This window comes from Flavobacterium sp. KACC 22761 (assembly GCF_034058155.1).
Lineage (GTDB): Bacteria > Bacteroidota > Bacteroidia > Flavobacteriales > Flavobacteriaceae > Flavobacterium.
In genome coordinates this window covers 1,583,639-1,602,342 of sequence record NZ_CP139148.1, presented here as the reverse complement: position 1 = coordinate 1,602,342, position 18,704 = coordinate 1,583,639, and the positions used below count along the sequence as shown (strand labels likewise).

Genomic DNA, 18,704 nt, shown 5'->3' with positions numbered 1-18,704 from the left:
TTACTGGTTTTTTGGGGCTAAATAGGCGTCAAGATTTTTTTTGATTTGAATTATCTTATAGTTATCACTTGAAATAATAATTGGTGTATTCGAGATTTTATATTTTTTATCTTCTCTCAAAACTCCTGCAACATCTCTGGCATATGCCTCTGATTTTAAACCATGAATAACTACAAAACTTTCGTTTTTATTGTATTTGTCAAATGAAGTTGTTAGTCTTTCATAATTTTCGACCAACATATATACCTTAATCGATTCTTCGATTTTTTTAACCGTTTTTGTATCTGTATTTGATACCTGATATAAAATCTTCCAATTTTTACCGTCAACTGCTGTAAAATCAAGTTTTTCTAATTCTGGGATTTGTTTCTCCAAAATATCACGGGCACTTTTTCCTTCTTCGCTGTTTGGATAATTGTCCGCCACGTTTTCAAGTCCTTTTTTATATGCTGCTAAGCCTTCAACTTTTGCCAACGTATTTGCTTTCAGCAATTCAAATTTAGAAACGATGTCTTCGCCAGAATAGGTATTTATGAGATTGTCAATATTATTTAAAACTTCAATATACTGCTCCTGTTCATATAATTTATACCATTTATTGTATTCTTTGTCAGCGGAAGCCAAATCATCCGAATTGGTATTGTTTAAAATCAAGGCATATCTTGAACCTGGATACTTTGTTGTTATTTCAGACTTGATTCTTTCCGCTTTTGTTGGATCTGTTATTTGATAAATTTTATACAAATTATACATCGACGGCAAAACCAGTTTTTCCTCAGGATTATTTTGCAATAATTGCTCTAGTTTATCGCTTGCTAATTTATATTCTTTGAACTTTTCTTTGTAAATAAGTCCTAATTGATAATATGCAAAGTTTCGTTCTTTACCAATACTATCCATAACTACAGGACTCGTAGGAACCTTTTTTTCGTAAAATGCTGTCGTGTATTTTTCCGGAATTTCCTGTTGCAATGCATTTATAGAATCCTGATTGATATTTACTGAATCCTTTACAGCCGTATTAACAATTGATTTTCCCGCACCTAATCTCCAGTTTCCATCTATAGCACGATTTCCCCACATTTTTCTGAATTGCAGTTTTCCGTAAGCAACCGTTGTTGGATTGTAAAAATAAAAAGTACTTGCCGCATCATTTGCGCCTGGAGGATTAAATGCTCCGGCCGCTAAATCCATTTTATTAGGCGGATTCATTGCTGATGCTCCGTTGCTTGCATCAGTATTGCGTTGAATGTTTGCTTGTTTTTCTTTTTCTTTTTCTTCTTGAAGTCTTTTCGCATCATCATTCTTTTTTAACTCTGCGATGTAAATTTCAAAATATAATTTTCGTTCTGCTTCCGGCAAATTGTAAACCTTGATGATACTGTCATTGCGTTTTGCAATTGCCTCGTATTTGATTACGTTATCCAGATTTTTTCTGTTTTTTTCAATGAAAGCAAACTCTCTAGTTTTTGGATTTAATTTTACCAATGTGCTATCATAATATTTTGCCGCCATGGTATAATCTGTATTTCTAAAATACATATTTCCAATGTTTCGATAAGTTGAAGCAACAAGATAAGGATCTTTCGATTTTCTGGCTAACGAATGGTTGTAAAACTCCAAAGCGTCTTTTTGCTCATTATTTTTATCAAAAAACACTCCCATTTCATAAAAAAGAATATCATAATAAGGCCTGTTTTCTCGATCAGCAACTAATTTATTGTAAGTTTCAATAAACATATCATGATCATCTTTTTCATAATCAAACATCTGTGCTTTTTTTGCATAAGCGTGCATCATGTATTTACGATCGGCTTTTCGATTCATGTCGATTACGCCATTATAAAAGTAAACGGCGCTGTCTCTTTTTCCGGCTTCCTGATACAATTGTCCCAAAATAAAACGATAACGCGCTCGGTCTTCGTTTATTTTAGTAAATTTTTCTGCAATTTTCAATTTGGCTACAGCACTGTCTTTTTGTTCTGTATTTAAAAAAGCTTCGGCCAATAGTGCATTTGCATCTGAAAGCGTCTGTTTATTCAAATCTGTTTTCTTTAATAACAAATTGATATTTTTAATCGCAATTGCATCATTTCCTAAACGCATATTGGTTTTTTCGCGCCAGATTTTTGCCGTATAAATATTACTGCTGTTTGGATATTTATATAAAATATAATTGAAGGCCTCAATTGCAGGAATAAACCGCTGATCATAATATCGTGCTTTTCCGAGCATCAAATACGCTTCGTCTATCTGATAATTTCGTTCTCTTCCTCCAATGTTCATGGAGTGTTTCTGAATGGCTTTCGTCGCTTTTGTCTCGGCTAATTCAAAATCTGGATTTTTGGTCTTTTCTCCTTCCGAAAAATTTTCATCAAACTGCATTTTTTCAATCGGCAGAATCTTCCAGAAATTATCTTGGTTATTTGCCTGAATAGATTTAAGCCCTTTTTCAAGGCCAATTCCTCCATTATACAAAATATTGTATTTCGTGCTTAAAGCATGCGAGTTTCTATTCACAAAGGTGTTATTCTTTGTGGAACACGCTACTAAAAGCAATGCAAAAGTGAGAAAAAAACTATATTTAAGCGTATTCTTTTTCAATAGAATCAATTTTAAAGCATTAACTTATAAAAAGCACTTTTAGTATAATGACTTGTAAAATTAAGCTTCTTTTTGAAATATAGAAACTTAAACTGCAAAAAACGATTCTAGTTCTTGTAAGGTTTCTTTTGAGGTTTGAATATCTTTTACAATTTCACCTTTATTAAGCGCAACAATTCGGTCACAAACCTCAACTGTGTGTTGCAAATCATGACTTGAAACCAAAACAGTCACATTTGGATCATCAGCCAATTCTTTGATTATTTTTTTCAAACGGCTTACGGTAGTAGGATCTAAATTTGCAAAAGGCTCATCTAAAATAATCACTTCAGGATTTCCAATAAGCGTGGCAATTATACCTACTTTTTTCTGGTTTCCTTTTGATAAATCACGAAGATATTTTTTATTATTTAAAATTTCGCCATTAAAAAATTCTTCATGTTTTGCTAAAAGCGCATCAATATCAGCCTTATTCTGATGGCGCAAATCTCCAATGAAATAAAAATATTCTTCAGGTGTCAAATAACCAATTAGGAAACTTTCGTCTAAAAAAGATCCTGTAAACGATTTCCATTTTTCGCTTGTATTTACTTGGATATCATTTGTTTTTATATTTCCAGTCGAAGGATGAATAAGATCTAAAAGCAGACTGAAAAAAGTTGTTTTTCCGGCGCCGTTGTTTCCAACAAGTCCAAAGCTTTGTCCTTTTGGAATTTCAAGATTTTCGATGTTTAAAACTGTTGTACCGTTATATTTTTTTGAAAGCTGATTTACTTGTATCATGGTAATATTAGATTTTAGATTGTTGATTTTAGATTAGTTTTCAAATTGACTCATTTTCAAATTATCTAATTAATTCTTTTGTTTGTAAGCGCTAATTGTACTGTACTTTTCTACTTTGTATCTTTTTTCAATGATTGAAAAAACTTTGTTTTTAAATACGAATCCCAAAATTCCAGCTCCTGCAACCAGCATTAAGCCAAGCGTTTTATCACCCAAATAAAGTCCGATTCCGTAAAGTCCTAAAGGCAATAATAATTTTGGCAAAGTCAACAACATCGCGTTTACATTAAATGCTTTTTTATCTCCAAAAGCACCGCCTGCATTGCTCAAATCGATTGGCGTTTTTGTAAATGCTCCACCCAAAAGAACCAAATGAGAATTTACTCCAATATTATAAATGGCGCCAACCACAATAGTCAAATACACTTGCCAACCGTAAAAAAGATAAAACGAAGCCAAAATTGTCGAAACAAAAGTGGCAATAACAATAAGCCACCATTTTGAGGTAATATATCCACGATAAGGAATATTTTGTGTCATCATTAATTGGTAATACGAACTGTCCCAGCTTGGTACAAATTGACCAAAGACAAATAAAAATCCGCCTGAAACAAATATTCCCGCAAAAATATACATGACCGCCGGCTGATGCGTATTTCCAAAAAAGATCAATCCGTAAAACAGAAAGAAGAAACTCATTATAATTGTCGTTTTTGATCTTTTGTTTCTTTTGATCAATTTGATGTCGTTTTTAAGAAACGTTCCCAAAGTTCCAAATTGATTCAACCAAGAATAATTTTCGGTAGTCGCAATGTCTTCTTTTTTAGAAAGTCCTGCGTCCAGATATAAATTGTTTTTGAAATACTTGAATGTAAAAGCATACAATCCGATCAAGAATAAAACCGGAATTAGAAACAATACTTTTGATATGTAAAGCCCTTGAAAAAAAGGCGTTGTGAAAACTGTAATATCAAAAATCTTGTAATATTGTGCAGCCCCCAAAGCTAAAGCCAATCCGACAAAAACAACAAATAATTTATCGATATTGCTTAAAATAATATTTAGAAAATTATTGATATAGATTAAAGAAAAAATAGCCAAAAGCCAAAATAGGATTCCGACAATATCATATCCTTCAATAACCAAAACAACTGAAAACGGCACAAAAAATAGCGCATGAACCCAGTTAAAAAACGACAATGCTGTTTTTCCTAAAGAAAAATGAACAATTATTGGCTTTTTGAAAGGCAAAACCAATAACGGTTTAATATTAAGAACCGGAATTGCTTGCATCAACAAACGAATTATAAGATCAAACAGAAAATAATAAATCAAGAATTTGTTGATGGTGATTAAAGGCTCGAGGTTCATTTTTTTTAGCACATAAAATGCTCCTACTCCCATTGCAACAAAAAGTACTGAAAAGTACACCATCAAAAAACCAATTAGAATTTTCATGGCCAAATTTGCTCCAAATGAGGCTGATCTGACAAAGGCTTTCCATTCAAGGTAAATAAACTTTTTAATCATGGTTATTTGTTTTAGTTTTTCAGTAAGAGACCAAATGTAGGAAAACGTTACAAAAAAAGTTAAAAAAAATATTTTAGTAAGTGTCAATTACTTAGTTCTTGCTACTTTTGCAGAAAAAAATAACCATGCCTTCATTCTTAAAACTTATAATTAAAGAGGTAAAACGCGAGACAGCAGATGCAGTTTCAGTACTTTTTAATGTTCCTGAAGAACTAAAGCCAGACTATAAATTTACAGCTGGGCAATACATAAATTTAAAATTAACACTTGATAATCAAGAAATAAGACGTGCTTATTCGATTTGCTCAGCGCCAGAAAGCGGTGAATTGCGAATTGCTGTAAAAGCGGTAAAAAATGGTCTTTTTTCTCAGTTTGCCAATACAACTTTAAAAGCTGGTGATGTTCTAGAAGTAGGTCATCCAGAAGGAAAATTTACGCTTGAACCAGAAGCTGACAGACAAAAAAACTATGTAGCATTTGCTGCTGGAAGTGGGATTACGCCAGTAATTTCTATCATCAAATCGGTTTTAAAAAGCGAGCCAAAAAGTTCATTTGTATTGGTTTACGGAAATAAAACTCCTGAACAAACTATCTTTCATCAAGAACTACACGACCTGCAATTACAATATGTTGGCCGTTTCTTCGTGCATTATGTATATAGTCAAGCTAAAGCTGAAAATGCTTTATTTGGAAGAATTGATAAATCGGCAGTGAATTTTGTGTTGAACAACAAACATAAAGAACTTCAATTCGACAAGTTTTTCTTGTGCGGACCAGAAGAAATGATCAATACAGTTTCAGGTATTTTAAAAGAAAAGAATGTAAAAGAATCAGCGATTAAATTTGAGCTTTTTACGTCTTCTGCTCAAGAACACGAAATTCAAGGTTCTCAAGATGGACATACAAAAATTACGGTTTTAGTTGATGATGAAGAAGTTACTTTTGAAATGTCTAAAAAACAAACCATTCTTGATGCAGCACTAAAACAAGGTGTTGACGCTCCATATTCTTGCCAAGGTGGTATTTGCAGCAGTTGTTTGGGTCGTGTGACATCAGGAAGTGCAGAAATGACAAAAAATTCAATTTTGACAGATGGAGAAATTGCCGAAGGCTTGATTTTGACTTGCCAAGCGCATCCAACCTCAGAAACTATTTATGTTGATTACGACGACGTCTAGTCTTATTAAATTCTAATATCAAAAATTCCAAATTCCAATCTTTCAATTGGGATTTGGAATTTTTTTTGTTTAATTGCGTTTCTACTCTTTGTCAAAGTTTAAACCTTTGACAAAGATGTAATTTGGAATTTGGAATTTAAAAAATTGAAAATTAATTGTTTATGAAATCTGTACTAGAAATTTTTAGAAATAAAGAATATCTTCTGGATGAGCCGGAAGTCAATAAACTTATTGATTATTGCGAAGAATTGCAAGACGAGATTGTAGAATTCAAATTTCAGAAAACCGAAAATAAAGAACTTGCAATGCTCGATATGCTTAAAGAAGTAATAAAAGGTTGCAATGCTATTGAGAAAGAACAAATGGAACATGAACGATATGGATATGAAGCACCAGATTACCAAGCAACTATTTCCAATCTCAAAAATTACATTTATAACAGATGCAAAGAAGAGAAGATTTGGCTATAAGTTAAATTATAAAAAAAGCAGTTTTTTAGCAAAATATTGCTGAATTTTTATTATATTAGAGGTGAAATTACAGTAATCGCAATCTCATTGTTTGAGAATTTGTAGAGCTAAATCTAATTTGTCAAAACATTTAAAACTTTAAATATCATGACAGCTCACGTACAACACTTTCATCTATATCTATTTATTATGCTGGTTGTAACTGCTTCGCTATGCGTTCTGGCAGTTATTATGAAAATGAGAAACAAAAAAGGTCCTAAATTGCTCGAAAAAGAAAAATACAATTCGACTATGACCGAAAAAATGATAGAAGTAAAAGGCACCGATTCAAATATTTTTAATATTTGGCCTTATGTAAGTAAACTAAAATCTGCTAAAATTTTATCTACAAAAATTAAAGATCACGACTTGATTTATAAAATTTACAGGGATTCAACAAATAAGTTCGAACATATTCTATTGTCTACCGAAGACAAAAATAATTTTGTTACGATAATTGTAAACAAAAAAAGAAAAAAAACAATCGGATATTCTATACTTGATTCTAACAAAAAATATGATTTAAGAAGCAATGTTGCTTAACGATAAAAAAAAAACTTCTCAGATTGAGAAGTTTTTTTTTATTATTTACGAAAGCTGTTCTAAAATTTTGTCAAGAATCTGTTCTGGTAAAATTGTTCTCATTGCATCTTCATAACCTTCAACAATTTTATTTCCATAAACAGAAGTCGGCAATTTTGGATATTGATTTCTGTCTGAAGTTAAAGCGTTTTCTAAACTCTGATTAAAAGGTAAAAACCCGGCATAAGGATGCGTTGCGCCCCAAAGCGTAACGACTTTCACGCCAAGCATTGCCGCAATATGTGCGTTTCCAGAATCCATAGAAAGCATAACGTCCAGATTACTAATCAATTTTAATTCCTGTTGAAACTTAATTTTTCCGGCTACGTTTATTACATTTTTAAAAGGCTCCGAAAGTGAACCTAAAATTTCAATTTCTTTTTTTCCGCCTCCAAAAAGCAAAATGGTCTGATCTTTATTTTCAGCCAATTTTGAAATTATTTCTTTCATTAAATCCAAAGGATAAACCTTAGAATCATATTGTGCAAAAGGCGCAATCCCAATTAAATTTTGATAATTCTCTCCGATTAAATCCGTAATTTCTGCGCTTAAAATGGCTTTTTTAGGAAACTCTGGATTGTTTAAATCTACCGGAAAACCAAGCTCTTCAAAAACTTTTGCGTGTCTTACGAACATCGTTGGCAATTGTTTGAAAATCTTGTTGTCGGCTCTTGTCAATTCTTTTTTTCCTTCTCGGCCTTTATCAACAGTTGCTCTTTTTTTTCCGCTTAAAGCGAAAAGCAAACTCACTATTTTAGATCGCAAAACATTGTGAAGATCTGCAAAAGCATCGATCTTCAATTTTTTTACATCTTTAAATAATCTCAAAAGTCCCAGAAAACCTTTGTGTCTTTCTTTTTCGTCAAAAGCAAAAAATTCCAAATTCGGAATTCCATCAAAAAAAGGTTTGAAAAAAGGACGCGAAATAACGGTCAGCTTTACGGTTGGATATTGTTTTACAAAAGCGCGTAAAACAGGAACCGTCATGGCGACATCTCCCATTGCGGATAGTCTCATGACGGCTATGTGTTTAATTTTGGTAGACAAGTCGGCCAAATTATTTTTTATTTTGATACAAAACTGGGTTCAATTCATCATCATTGTACATTTTCATTTGTTTGTACACTTTCATGAATTTGTCTCCATTTTCGATATCTGTCAATAATTCTTCAATTGCTGTAGATAAATCAGTTCTTTGCTCTAATAGCACGTTTAATTTTTCCTGACATTTATCTCTGTGTTCTTGTGAAGCTTCTGCGCGAGTAGCTTCTTCGTGCATGTGGTAAATTTTTAGAGCCAAAATCGACAATCTGTCAAATGCCCAAGCTGGACTTTCAGAGTTGATTTTTGCTCCGTCTTTTGCCTTTATATGACTGTATTTTTGCAAAAAGTAGCTGTCAATATACTCCACCATATCAGTTCTTTCCTGATTTGAAGCATCAATTTTTCTTTTCAGAGTCAACGCTGCCACAGGATCAATTTGCGGATCACGAATGATATCCTCAAAATGCCATTGAACCGTGTCAATCCAATTTTTCAAGTATAATAAATGCTCAAACTTATCCTTTGGGTAAGGATTGTTTATTGGTTGATCAACATTATCAAATTGATGATAATCTTTAATGCTTTGTTCGAATACCGAATATGCTAATTTTGAAAACATGTCTTTAATTATTAGAGACACAAAGATACTTTTTATACTTTTATAGTGTGAAAAAAACCATTGTTTTTTCATTTTTACGTTAAAAACAATCAAATAATTTTAAAATTTAGATATGAAAATTCATTATATATCTGAAAACAATAGCGTTTTGAATCATTTTTTAGGCCAAATAAGAAATGTAAATGTTCAGAACGACAGCATGCGTTTTAGAAGAAATATAGAACGAATTGGCGAAATTATGGCTTATGAACTAAGCAAAACTTTGCCGTACAAAAATGTCGATATCCAGACGCCACTCGGGATTAAAAAGACGACCGAGATTGAAACTGATTTAGTTTTGTGTCCAATTTTAAGAGCTGGATTACCGCTTCATAATGGCTTTTTAAACTATTTTGATCATGCCGAAAACAGCTTCGTTTCGGCCTGCAGATTTCATCCAAATAATGACGATGAATTTGAGATTTTAGTTGAATATCAAGCAATTTCAAACTTGAATAATAAAACAGTTTTATTGCTTGATCCAATGTTGGCAACGGGTCAATCGATTGTAGCAGTTCATAAAAAACTAATGGAAAATGCTAGTCCAACAGCATTTCATATTGTGGTAGTTATTGCAGCTCCCGAAGGAATTGCTCATTTAGAAAAAAATCTGCCTGACAATTGCCATTTATGGGTTGCTTCTCTTGATGAAAAACTTAATCAGAAAAACTATATTGTTCCTGGACTTGGCGATGCCGGCGATCTAGCTTACGGAAGCAAATTATAATTGAGAGAAAAAAGTAAACAAACTGCAGCAAATCAGCACGTAAAATACAATTTCGTTGTTCAGTTTTTGCTGCATATATTCCACATGACTTGATGCCATAATGGTTAAAGGAGTGATGCTGAACAACAATAAATCGTTGCTTTTATTTGGTGAAAGAATAAAAACGAAAGCAGCAATGAAAAAACAAGCTACTACTTTTTTATACGAAGAATGTACAATTTGTGGTCTGTTTGATAAGGTTGACAACATCGAAACTACAAAGAAAAGCGCAACCGCAACATAAATTGAAAGTGCTCCGTTTTCATAATTGTTTTTGAAATAATCGATATTCAAATCGATTACGGCTCTTTTTTCAAAAAATGCAATGGCATCAAAATGGAATAAAAGTGATACCAACAAAAAGATTAATGCAACTGCTAAAAACGCTACAAATGGCAAAACCCAGTTACGATAATCGCGCGAAACGTGAAAAATAATTGATATAAAAACTAAAATCAAGAACAGGATACACCAAAATTGAAACAACGATGCTATTAAAATCCAAAAAGAAGCATCAAATATTTTTTCTTTTGAAGCTTTTAAGGATTGCAACGAAATTAATCTTCGAAGTGCTAGCAACAAAAAGAAATTGGCATAAATTACATTCGAATCGTTAAATATCGTTGGGAAAAACAAGATGAACAATAAATAGAAAAATATCGAATATCCGTTGTCTTTACTGAGCCCGTTCTTTTTTACAATGAAATTAACCACGAAAAAAGAAGCCAAAATAAAGCACAACAAACTCACTTTTTGAAATGCTAAAAAAGGTGCCGTTATCCAAGATGGATCTTGAATTTGGAACAGAAAAAAGAAAACCAGTATTAAAATTACAACCAAAGAATAATTTAATGGCGTAGATTTTTTAAAAACACTTGTTATCATAAGGATATTTTATACTTTTGTGATTGTAAAGATAATACTTGTTTAAAATGAAAAAACGAACAAGTTGAAAAAAGATTCGATTAATCGAATTTTGTCTTCAAAGCATTACACAACAATAAATAACATATAATTTTAAAAAATTATGACAGCTTTTTTCGAAGGAATTCAATACTTATTCGTTAACATTTTGTTTGCTCCACTTGACTTTTTACGTCATTTAGAATTGATCACGTGGTTTGGTGCAAACACTATTAACTGGATTTTCATGATCATCTGCGCATGTGCAATCGTTTATTGGATTAAACAATTACGCATTTTTGATGACGCCGGAACAGAAAACCAAGATACAACGGCTCATTCATTTTTAAAATAAAAAACCAAACCCTTTAATTAAAAAGGGCTGGTGAATTTATTTTTAGATTAAATCGAAACCGATATCTTTTCTAAAATACATCTTATCAAAGCTTAGTTTATCTATGTTTTGGTAAGATTTTTTTATGGCCTCTTGGAAATTATCTCCATAAGATGTTATTGCAATTACACGTCCTCCATTAGTAACGACATTTTCGCCATCTAATTTTGTACCTGCGTGAAAAACTATAGAATCTGAAATATTTTCTAATCCAGAAATTACTTTACCTTTTTCGAAATCTTCAGGATATCCGCCCGAAACAACCATAACAGTTGTTGCGCTTCTTGGATCAACTTCTAAATTAAAGTCTCCTAATTTCTGATCTGCAACAGATAAGAATAACTCAACTAAATCTGATTTTAATCTCGGAACCACAACTTCAGTTTCAGGATCTCCCATTCTTACGTTATATTCAATAACAATTGGTTCACCTTTTACATTGATTAATCCAATGAACACAAATCCTTTATATTCGATTCCGTCTTTTTGGAAACCTTCGATTGTTGGTTTTACGATACGAGTTTCTATTTTTTCCATCAAAACAGCATCTACATAAGGAACCGGAGAAACAGCTCCCATTCCACCTGTGTTTAAACCTGTATCGCCTTCTCCAATACGTTTGTAATCTTTTGCTGTTGGAAGAATTTTATAGCTTTTTCCATCAGTCAAAACGAAACAGCTTAATTCGATTCCGTCCAAAAATTCTTCGATTACAACCTTCGCGCTTGCTGTTCCAAATTTTGCATGAACCAACATGTTGCGTAATTCTGTTTTTGCTTCTTCAAGATCCTGAATAATCAAAACACCTTTTCCAGCCGCTAAACCGTCTGCTTTTAAAACGTATGGTGGTTGTAATGTTTCAAGAAATTTACATCCTTCTTCAACTGTTTCAGCCGTAAAACTATCATAAGCTGCAGTTGGAATGTTGTGTTTCATCAAGAATTCTTTTGCAAATTCTTTACTTCCTTCCAATTGTGCACCCAATTTTGATGGACCGATAACTGGAATATTTTTCAAACTTTCGTCGTTTTTAAAATAATCGTAAATACCCTTTACCAATGGATCTTCAGGTCCTACGACTACTAAACTTATATTTTCTTTAAGTACTAATGCTTTTACAGCTTCAAAATCAGTTGCAGCGATTGCAACGTTTTCAGCGATTGCAGCAGTTCCTGCATTTCCAGGTACTACAAAAAGTTTTTCGCAAAGCGGACTCTGTGTCATTTTCCATGCAAAAGCATGCTCTCTTCCGCCTGATCCCAATAATAAAATTGTCATGGTGTTGTTGTATTTAGTTGTGGTGCAAAAATACTTGCTTTTGCACGTAAAAAATAATTAAATCTTCAAAAAATTGTTGGTTCTGCTCTGTTAGTAATTCGTAAACCTTATTTTTGACGAAAATTATTCCGAAAAATGATTCGTCTTTTTGATCTTTCGCTAAAGCTAAATGGTTTTCCAATAAAGGAAGCTAAAGCTGAATTGGATAAAATTGTTCATTTTTCAGAAGATGAATATGCTTCATTTCTTAAAAGCAAAAAGAAAGAGATTGTCGGTTTTCATCTCAAAAACAACTCTTTTTACAAAGAATTAGTTGGAAATTCTGATGTCGAAAATTGGGAAAATCTTCCGATTTTAAACAAACAGAATTTACAAAAACCGTTGGAAGAAAGACTTTCAAAAGGTTATTCTAAAAAAAATATTTACCTCAACAAAACCTCCGGATCAAGCGGAACTCCTTTTGTTTTTGCAAAAGACAAATATTCCCACGCTTTAACTTGGGCTTCCAATATTATGCGTTTTGGCTGGTTCGGAATTGATTTTAATCATTCGTATCAAGCGCGTTTTTATGGCATTCCGATGGATTTTATTGGATATCAAAAAGAACGTCTCAAAGATTTTTTGACACATCGTTTTCGTTTTCCTGTTTTTGATTTATCAGATGAAGTTCTTGAAAGATTTCTGAAAAAATTCAAAACTAAAAAATTCGATTACATCAACGGTTATACAAGTTCAATTGTCCTTTTTGCTAAATTTTTAGAACAGAAAAATATCATTTTAAAAGAAATTTGCCCAACTTTAAAAGCCTGTTTTGTTACTTCTGAAATGCTTTTTGAAACGGATAAAAAATTGTTGGAAAAACAATTCGGTCTTCCGATTATTAGCGAATACGGCGCTTCTGAATTGGATTTGATTGCTTTTGAAAATCCACAAGGCGAATGGCAGGTAAATACCGAAACGCTGTTTGTCGAAATTTTAGATGAAAACAATAATCCTGTTCCACATGGAACAGAAGGAAAAATTGTAATTACTTCGTTATTCAACAAAGCAAATCCTTTTATCAGATATGAAATTGGCGACATCGGTATCTTAGACGAAAAAAGCACTCCACAAAAACCAATTCTTAAAAAATTAATTGGAAGAACCAACGATGTTGCAATTCTGCCAAGCGGAAAAAAATCGCCAGGTTTGACGTTCTATTATGTAACCAAAAGCATTATTGAAGACGATGGAAACGTAAAAGAATTTATCATCAAACAAACCAAAATAGATACTTTCGAAATCGATTATATTTCTGAAAAAGAACTAGTTTCAGAACAAATTCAAAAAATAAAAGAAGCTATTGATTTGTATTTAGAACCGAATTTAAACTTCACTTTTAATCGAAAAACAGTTTTAGAAAGAACCAATCGCGGGAAACTAAAACAGTTTAAATCGTATTTATAAATATAAATAAAATCTTACATTTGTTTTTCTAATTAAAAACTTATGGAAGATCAATCTTTACTTTTTGAAGAAACAATTTCTAATAAAATATATTTTATACGTGGTCAAAAGGTGATGTTGGATAGTGATCTGGCTTCTCTTTATGAAGTAGAAACCCGAGTTCTGAATCAAGCCGTAAAAAGAAATGTATCAAGATTTCCAATAGATTTCATGTTTGAATTGTCACAAAGTGAATTTAATAACTTGAAATCACAAATTGTGACATCAAGTTGGGGAGGAACTAGAAAACTACCTTCAGCTTTTACGGAACATGGTATTTTAATGTTATCAAGCGTTCTAAAAAGCGACAGAGCAATTCAAACTAATATTCAAATTATGAGGATTTTCACGAAAGTGAGACAAATGCTCTTGGATACAACAGAAATTAAAGTTGATATTCTTCAGATTCAGAAGAAGTTAGAAAATCATGATAAAAATATTGAATTGGTATTTTCTTATTTAGATGAATTAACTGAAAAGAAAGAAAATGAATCTGAAAGAGTGAAGATTGGTTATAAAAAATAATTCTTTAAGGTCACAAATTGTGACCTCCAGTTTGAATTTTAAATTTTATTACATGACATAAAAAAATTTGGAGGTCGCAAATTGCGACCTCCAATACTAAATGAAATTCTTCAAGGTTGCAATTTGTGACCTTGAAACTTGAAGTCGCAATTTTCGACATCAAGTTGTATTTTAAATCTTCTTTATATATTTTGGTTTGATTATCAATTGAGTAAACAAAAACCTCATCATCAACAAAACAGAAAAAACCAGATTATATCCATGGAATTCTCTATAAACACCAAAGTTGTGTTTGATCAATTTGAATTTTGAAGATGAAATAGAATCTTTTCTAATTCTGTAAAACGCCAACGGTTCTGGAATGGCTTCTGCAGTTCTTATTTGTTTTAAAATTGTTAACCAAATTCTCCAATCCTGACGTTTTTGTGAAGTTTCTAAAATGATTTTCCCAAAGTATTCTACGTCGTAAATTGCCGTAAGATTCCCGACATAATTACAGAAAAACAACTGTTTATAAGTTAATGGCTGTGGATTTTCGACTCTACGGTTTAAATTATTTCCTTCTTCATCAATAGAATCGTAAAAGCTAAAAGTAAACGGAGCATTTTTCTCTTTTAAAAACTGAAGCTGTTTTTCTAATTTATCTGAGCGCCATAAATCATCAGAATCCAGATAAGCGATATATTTTCCGGAAGCTTTTTCCAAAGCCACATTCCTAGCAAAACCATTTCCTGAATTTTTTTCTAGTTTGAATAGTTTTATTCTGGAATCTTTTTGAGCAAATTCTTCAATTATTGCAATTGTCTGATCTGTTGAAGCATCATCAACCAAAATCATTTCCCAGTTTGTATAGGTTTGATTTTGAACTGATTCAATTGTTTGTCTAATGAACTTTTCAGTATTATATGTCGGTACAATAATAGAAACTAATTCGTTCATTGATGCTGCTTGTTTTTGGATTGAATTAAGAAACAGCTCGAATTCAATTAAAAATTCGAGCTGTGTGAAGTATTATTTTATATAGCTTGAAAAGTCTTTATGTTCTTCTTTTGCCAATTCTTCCGGAGATAACGATTTAAAATACTCGTAAGTAATTTTCATTCCTTCGGCACGGCTTACTTTTGCTTCCCAACCTAACAATTCTTTTGCTTTTGTAGTATCTGGCTGACGCTGCAAAGGATCGTTTATTGGTAGTGGATGATAAACCACTTTCTGGTTTGTTCCCGTTAGTTTTATAATTTCCTCGGCAAAATCTTTGATTGTGATTTCGTCAGGATTTCCAATATTTACTGGATATACATAATCAGAATGCAATAATCTGAAAATACCTTCGACCTGATCATCTACATAACAGAAAGAACGCGTTTGCATTCCGTCGCCAAAAATCGTTAAATCTTCTCCACGCAAAGCTTGACCAATAAAAGCCGGAATTACGCGTCCGTCGTTTAGTCGCATTCTTGGTCCATAAGTATTAAAAATACGAACGATTCTGGTTTCTACACCGTGAAAAGTATGATATGCCATGGTGATAGATTCCTGAAAACGTTTTGCTTCGTCATAAACGCCTCTCGGACCAATTGTGTTCACGTTTCCATAATATTCTTCAGTCTGCGGATGCACCAATGGATCTCCATAAACTTCTGAAGTCGATGCGATCAAAATTCTGGCTTTTTTAACTCGCGCTAGACCTAACAAATTATGCGTTCCTAAAGATCCCACTTTTAAAGTTTGAATCGGGATTTTTAAATAATCAATAGGACTTGCCGGCGAAGCAAAATGTAAAATATAATCTAAATCGCCCGGAACATGGACAAACTTGGTAATATCGTGATGATAAAATTCGAAATTTTCTAACTTAAATAAATGTTCAATATTTTTAAGATCTCCGGTAATCAGGTTATCCATTCCAATAACAAAATAGCCTTCTTTAATGAATCGGTCGCATAGATGCGATCCTAAAAATCCTGCTGCTCCGGTAATAAGTATTCTTTTCATAGTTGATTTTATTGAACATTTCTGAGTTTTATTCTACCGCAAAACTCAAGTATAGACGCACAAATGTAATAAAATATCTTTCCTTTCAAATGGCAGTTTAAACCATATCTTAAAAGAAGTTTAGTGATTTCCGATAATTATTAAACTCATTTATCTATTTTTACCCCACAAATAAATCCACGATTTTGAAAGTTGTACATATAATTGAGGCGCTCGGTGGCGGCGTTTATACCTATTTTAGAGATTTATCGACTTTCTTTGGAGATGATGAAATAAACAAAAACATAGAAACCACTATTATTTATAGCGGTAATCGAAAAGAAATAGATGCACAAAAAATTAAATCTGAATTTTCAGATGGCGTTAAACTGATCCAAGTCAATATGGTTCGGGAGTTATCGCCATTACAAGATTTAAAATCGGCTTATCAATTAGCAAAAGAACTTAAAAAATTAAACCCAGATATTATTCACCTTCATTCTTCAAAAGCGGGAGTTTTGGGCAGAGTCGCTTATTTTTTCTTATTTAAAAAGAAAAAACTTTTTTATACGCCTCACGGATATTCGTTTTTAAGAACTGACATTTCAGGCACATTAAGAACCATTTACTGGACAATTGAAAAAAATTTTCAGCGCTTTTTTGGTGGCACAATTGTAGCCTGTGGAGATACAGAACAAAAAATTGCTCAAAAATTAGGGCCGGCAAAATTAGTCCGAAACGGAATTGATATTGCAAATGTTCAGGAGCATTTTGCACCTCATCAAAATGAAAAACTGACTATTGGAATTATGGCCAGAATTACAGCTGCCAGAAATCCTGAAATGTTTAATCAAATTGCTTTAAAGTTTCCAGATTTTAATTTTGTTTGGATTGGCGACGGCGAATTGAGACATTTAATTACATCTCCAAATATTAGAATTACAGGCTGGATTTTAGATCGAAAAACGGTTTTAAAAGAACTTAATAATATTGATATTTACATGCAAGTTTCGCTTTGGGAAGGTTTGCCAATTGCCGTTCTAGAAGCGATGGCGCTACAAAAACCGGTTATTGCGACTAATATCATTGGAAATAAAGATGCTGTGCTGCATGAAAAAACAGGATTTCTTTTTACTGAAATAGCCGAATTAGATGGTTTCTTTGAAATTTTAAAAGATGCCGAAACTAGAGCAAAATTTGGTGAAAACGCTTTGGCAAGATGTCGTGAATTATTCGACAAAAACCAAAATTTTAAACAACTTTTGGCGCTTTATCAAGAGTAAATTTCTGCTGAAGCCAATAACTGGCAAAAATAGAAGACCAAATGCCACTAAAGGCAATTCCGTCAAAACTAAGCAGGAAATCATCGACTAAATTTGAGGTGAAGAAAATCAAGAAAAACGATAAAATCATCTCGTTTTTTAAATCATATCCAAAATAACCAATCGTAAAAATGTAAAGCAAAACAACGAGAGGTCCAAGAATTCCGAACTTCAGTAAAAAATCTAAAAATTGATTGTGAACTGGAAATTCATATTTGGCCAAAAAATGCTGATTTGTATCTCTATAATATTTGAATAATTCGGGTTTTCCATCTGCCGCTCCAACTCCAAAAGGAAGGTTTTTTAACGATAATTCCCAAGCCGATTTCCAGATCGAAACTCTCGTAACCAGCGAATTAAAAACCTTTATTTCGGGATGATCGATTTCGTCCAGTTTTCCTACTTTATCCATATAAGCAAAAGTTACTGTCGAATATTTTTCTTTCATATACGGATTCTTTTGGATGAATAAAAGCAGAATTCCTCCCAATAAAACAACAACCGCAAAGCTCGTCAGAAGAATCTTCTTCGGATTAATTTTGGTTCTAATTTCGTAAAAGAAAACAATCAAAAATCCGATTAAGGCATTCAGTAGTGCCATTCTGGTATTTACCAAAAGCACAAAGAAAAAAGACAACAGGAAAATCAAAATACTTAAAATTTTAAATCCTGCTTTTTGTTGGTTTTTTAAATCATTAAATACAAAATACAACGCGCAAACCGACACAAAAGCCAAATGCATATTCAATGCCGGTGCATGAATGCCAATGCTATCAGCAAACTGATAACCCATTTCCCATAAATCAATTTTGTTGAGATATTTTTCTACCAAATCAGGAAAAAGAACTACAAATCGAATCAAGAAAAAAAACATAATCACAGTTGTCGCAATTACATAAGTCCGAATTATTTTAAAGAAATCTACTCGTTGGTAATTTCCAATAATAAATAATGGAAAAACCAGCAATGAGGTTCTTTTTTCAATCGCCTTTAATCCTAATGAGAATGAATCGTTCTTCCAAAAAAGAAGCAATTCCAGCAAAACCGGCGAGGCAATACAAGCCATCAAAATGAATTGTTTTTTAGAATATTTCAATTTCTTGGCAAATATTAAACTAAACGCCGCAAATAAAGTAATGAGCAATGAGCACGGTTTCCTGAAAATCATT

At 32.4% G+C, this 18,704-nt stretch carries 18 protein-coding genes; 8 read left to right on the top strand and 10 right to left on the bottom strand.

Features of this window, described 5'->3' with window-relative positions:
* The 3 genes from porW to SCB73_RS06990 all read right to left on the bottom strand — a co-directional run bounded on the left by porW (nt 1) and on the right by SCB73_RS06990 (nt 4,917).
* Nucleotides 1–2,604, bottom strand: coding sequence for a type IX secretion system periplasmic lipoprotein PorW/SprE (porW, locus tag SCB73_RS07000; protein ID WP_320569357.1), 2,604 nt, complete (start codon nt 2,602–2,604; stop codon nt 1–3).
* 87 nt (nt 2,605–2,691) lie between these two features.
* Nucleotides 2,692–3,387, bottom strand: a complete 696-nt coding sequence (locus SCB73_RS06995) for an ABC transporter ATP-binding protein (RefSeq protein ID WP_320569356.1) — start codon at nt 3,385–3,387, stop codon at nt 2,692–2,694.
* A gap of 69 nt (nt 3,388–3,456) precedes the next feature.
* Nucleotides 3,457–4,917 (bottom strand): DUF5687 family protein, encoded by a 1,461-nt coding sequence (locus tag SCB73_RS06990; RefSeq protein WP_320569355.1) that lies wholly within the window; start codon nt 4,915–4,917, stop codon nt 3,457–3,459.
* A gap of 125 nt (nt 4,918–5,042) precedes the next feature.
* On the opposite strand from SCB73_RS06990, the gene SCB73_RS06985 reads away from it, so the two are divergent.
* The 3 genes from SCB73_RS06985 (at nt 5,043) to SCB73_RS06975 (ending at nt 7,147) form a co-directional block, all read left to right on the top strand.
* Nucleotides 5,043–6,095 carry a ferredoxin--NADP reductase gene (locus SCB73_RS06985; RefSeq protein ID WP_320569354.1) on the top strand — a complete coding sequence of 351 codons (1,053 nt, stop codon included), beginning with the start codon at nt 5,043–5,045 and terminating at the stop codon, nt 6,093–6,095.
* Between the two features lie 161 nt (nt 6,096–6,256).
* Nucleotides 6,257–6,565: a hypothetical protein gene (locus SCB73_RS06980; protein WP_320569353.1), complete on the top strand. Its 309-nt coding sequence runs from the start codon at nt 6,257–6,259 to the stop codon at nt 6,563–6,565.
* Nucleotides 6,566–6,712: 147 nt separating this feature from the next.
* Nucleotides 6,713–7,147, top strand: coding sequence for a hypothetical protein (locus tag SCB73_RS06975; RefSeq protein WP_320569352.1), 435 nt, complete (start codon nt 6,713–6,715; stop codon nt 7,145–7,147).
* A 45-nt stretch (nt 7,148–7,192) separates the two neighbouring features.
* Here SCB73_RS06975 and SCB73_RS06970 read toward each other — a convergent pair whose 3' ends face one another.
* Complete coding sequence (locus SCB73_RS06970; RefSeq protein ID WP_320569351.1) at nt 7,193–8,203, bottom strand: glycosyltransferase family 9 protein; 1,011 nt, start codon at nt 8,201–8,203, stop codon at nt 7,193–7,195.
* 40 nt (nt 8,204–8,243) lie between these two features.
* Nucleotides 8,244–8,849: a DUF4254 domain-containing protein gene (locus SCB73_RS06965; protein WP_320569349.1), complete on the bottom strand. Its 606-nt coding sequence runs from the start codon at nt 8,847–8,849 to the stop codon at nt 8,244–8,246.
* 112 nt (nt 8,850–8,961) lie between these two features.
* Here SCB73_RS06965 and upp point away from each other — a divergent pair, with 112 nt between their 5' ends.
* Nucleotides 8,962–9,615 (top strand): uracil phosphoribosyltransferase, encoded by a 654-nt coding sequence (upp, locus tag SCB73_RS06960; protein ID WP_320569348.1) that lies wholly within the window; start codon nt 8,962–8,964, stop codon nt 9,613–9,615.
* Here the strand turns inward: upp and SCB73_RS06955 are convergent.
* Nucleotides 9,610–10,539 carry a DUF6427 family protein gene (locus tag SCB73_RS06955; RefSeq protein ID WP_320569347.1) on the bottom strand — a complete coding sequence of 310 codons (930 nt, stop codon included), beginning with the start codon at nt 10,537–10,539 and terminating at the stop codon, nt 9,610–9,612. The two genes, upp and SCB73_RS06955, sit on opposite strands and share 6 nt — an antisense overlap.
* 142 nt (nt 10,540–10,681) lie before the next feature.
* Here SCB73_RS06955 and SCB73_RS06950 point away from each other — a divergent pair, with 142 nt between their 5' ends.
* Complete coding sequence (locus tag SCB73_RS06950) at nt 10,682–10,912, top strand: DUF6341 family protein (protein WP_041519835.1); 231 nt, start codon at nt 10,682–10,684, stop codon at nt 10,910–10,912.
* 42 nt (nt 10,913–10,954) lie between these two features.
* Here SCB73_RS06950 and purD read toward each other — a convergent pair whose 3' ends face one another.
* A complete protein-coding gene (purD, locus tag SCB73_RS06945; RefSeq protein WP_320569346.1) occupies nt 10,955–12,229 on the bottom strand; it encodes a phosphoribosylamine--glycine ligase in 1,275 nt (424 codons plus the stop codon).
* A gap of 135 nt (nt 12,230–12,364) precedes the next feature.
* On the opposite strand from purD, the gene SCB73_RS06940 reads away from it, so the two are divergent.
* Entirely contained in the window at nt 12,365–13,675 is a 1,311-nt protein-coding gene (locus SCB73_RS06940; protein ID WP_320569345.1) for a phenylacetate--CoA ligase family protein, read from the top strand.
* Nucleotides 13,676–13,717: 42 nt separating this feature from the next.
* Nucleotides 13,718–14,239 carry an ORF6N domain-containing protein gene (locus SCB73_RS06935; protein ID WP_320569344.1) on the top strand — a complete coding sequence of 174 codons (522 nt, stop codon included), beginning with the start codon at nt 13,718–13,720 and terminating at the stop codon, nt 14,237–14,239.
* Between the two features lie 171 nt (nt 14,240–14,410).
* Here the strand turns inward: SCB73_RS06935 and SCB73_RS06930 are convergent, their stop codons facing one another.
* Together SCB73_RS06930 and SCB73_RS06925 are read right to left on the bottom strand one after the other, a co-directional pair.
* Complete coding sequence (locus SCB73_RS06930; protein WP_320569343.1) at nt 14,411–15,178, bottom strand: glycosyltransferase family 2 protein; 768 nt, start codon at nt 15,176–15,178, stop codon at nt 14,411–14,413.
* A 72-nt stretch (nt 15,179–15,250) separates the two neighbouring features.
* Nucleotides 15,251–16,234, bottom strand: a complete 984-nt coding sequence (locus SCB73_RS06925; RefSeq protein WP_026727300.1) for a UDP-glucuronic acid decarboxylase family protein — start codon at nt 16,232–16,234, stop codon at nt 15,251–15,253.
* 185 nt (nt 16,235–16,419) lie between these two features.
* Here SCB73_RS06925 and SCB73_RS06920 point away from each other — a divergent pair, with 185 nt between their 5' ends.
* Nucleotides 16,420–17,496 (top strand): glycosyltransferase, encoded by a 1,077-nt coding sequence (locus tag SCB73_RS06920; protein WP_320569342.1) that lies wholly within the window; start codon nt 16,420–16,422, stop codon nt 17,494–17,496.
* Here SCB73_RS06920 and SCB73_RS06915 read toward each other — a convergent pair.
* The gene (locus SCB73_RS06915) at nt 17,465–18,601 is read right to left on the bottom strand and encodes an O-antigen ligase family protein (protein WP_320569341.1); all 1,137 of its coding nucleotides are present in this window, start codon (nt 18,599–18,601) and stop codon (nt 17,465–17,467) included. The two genes, SCB73_RS06920 and SCB73_RS06915, sit on opposite strands and share 32 nt — an antisense overlap.
* Nucleotides 18,602–18,704: the final 103 nt, after the last annotated feature.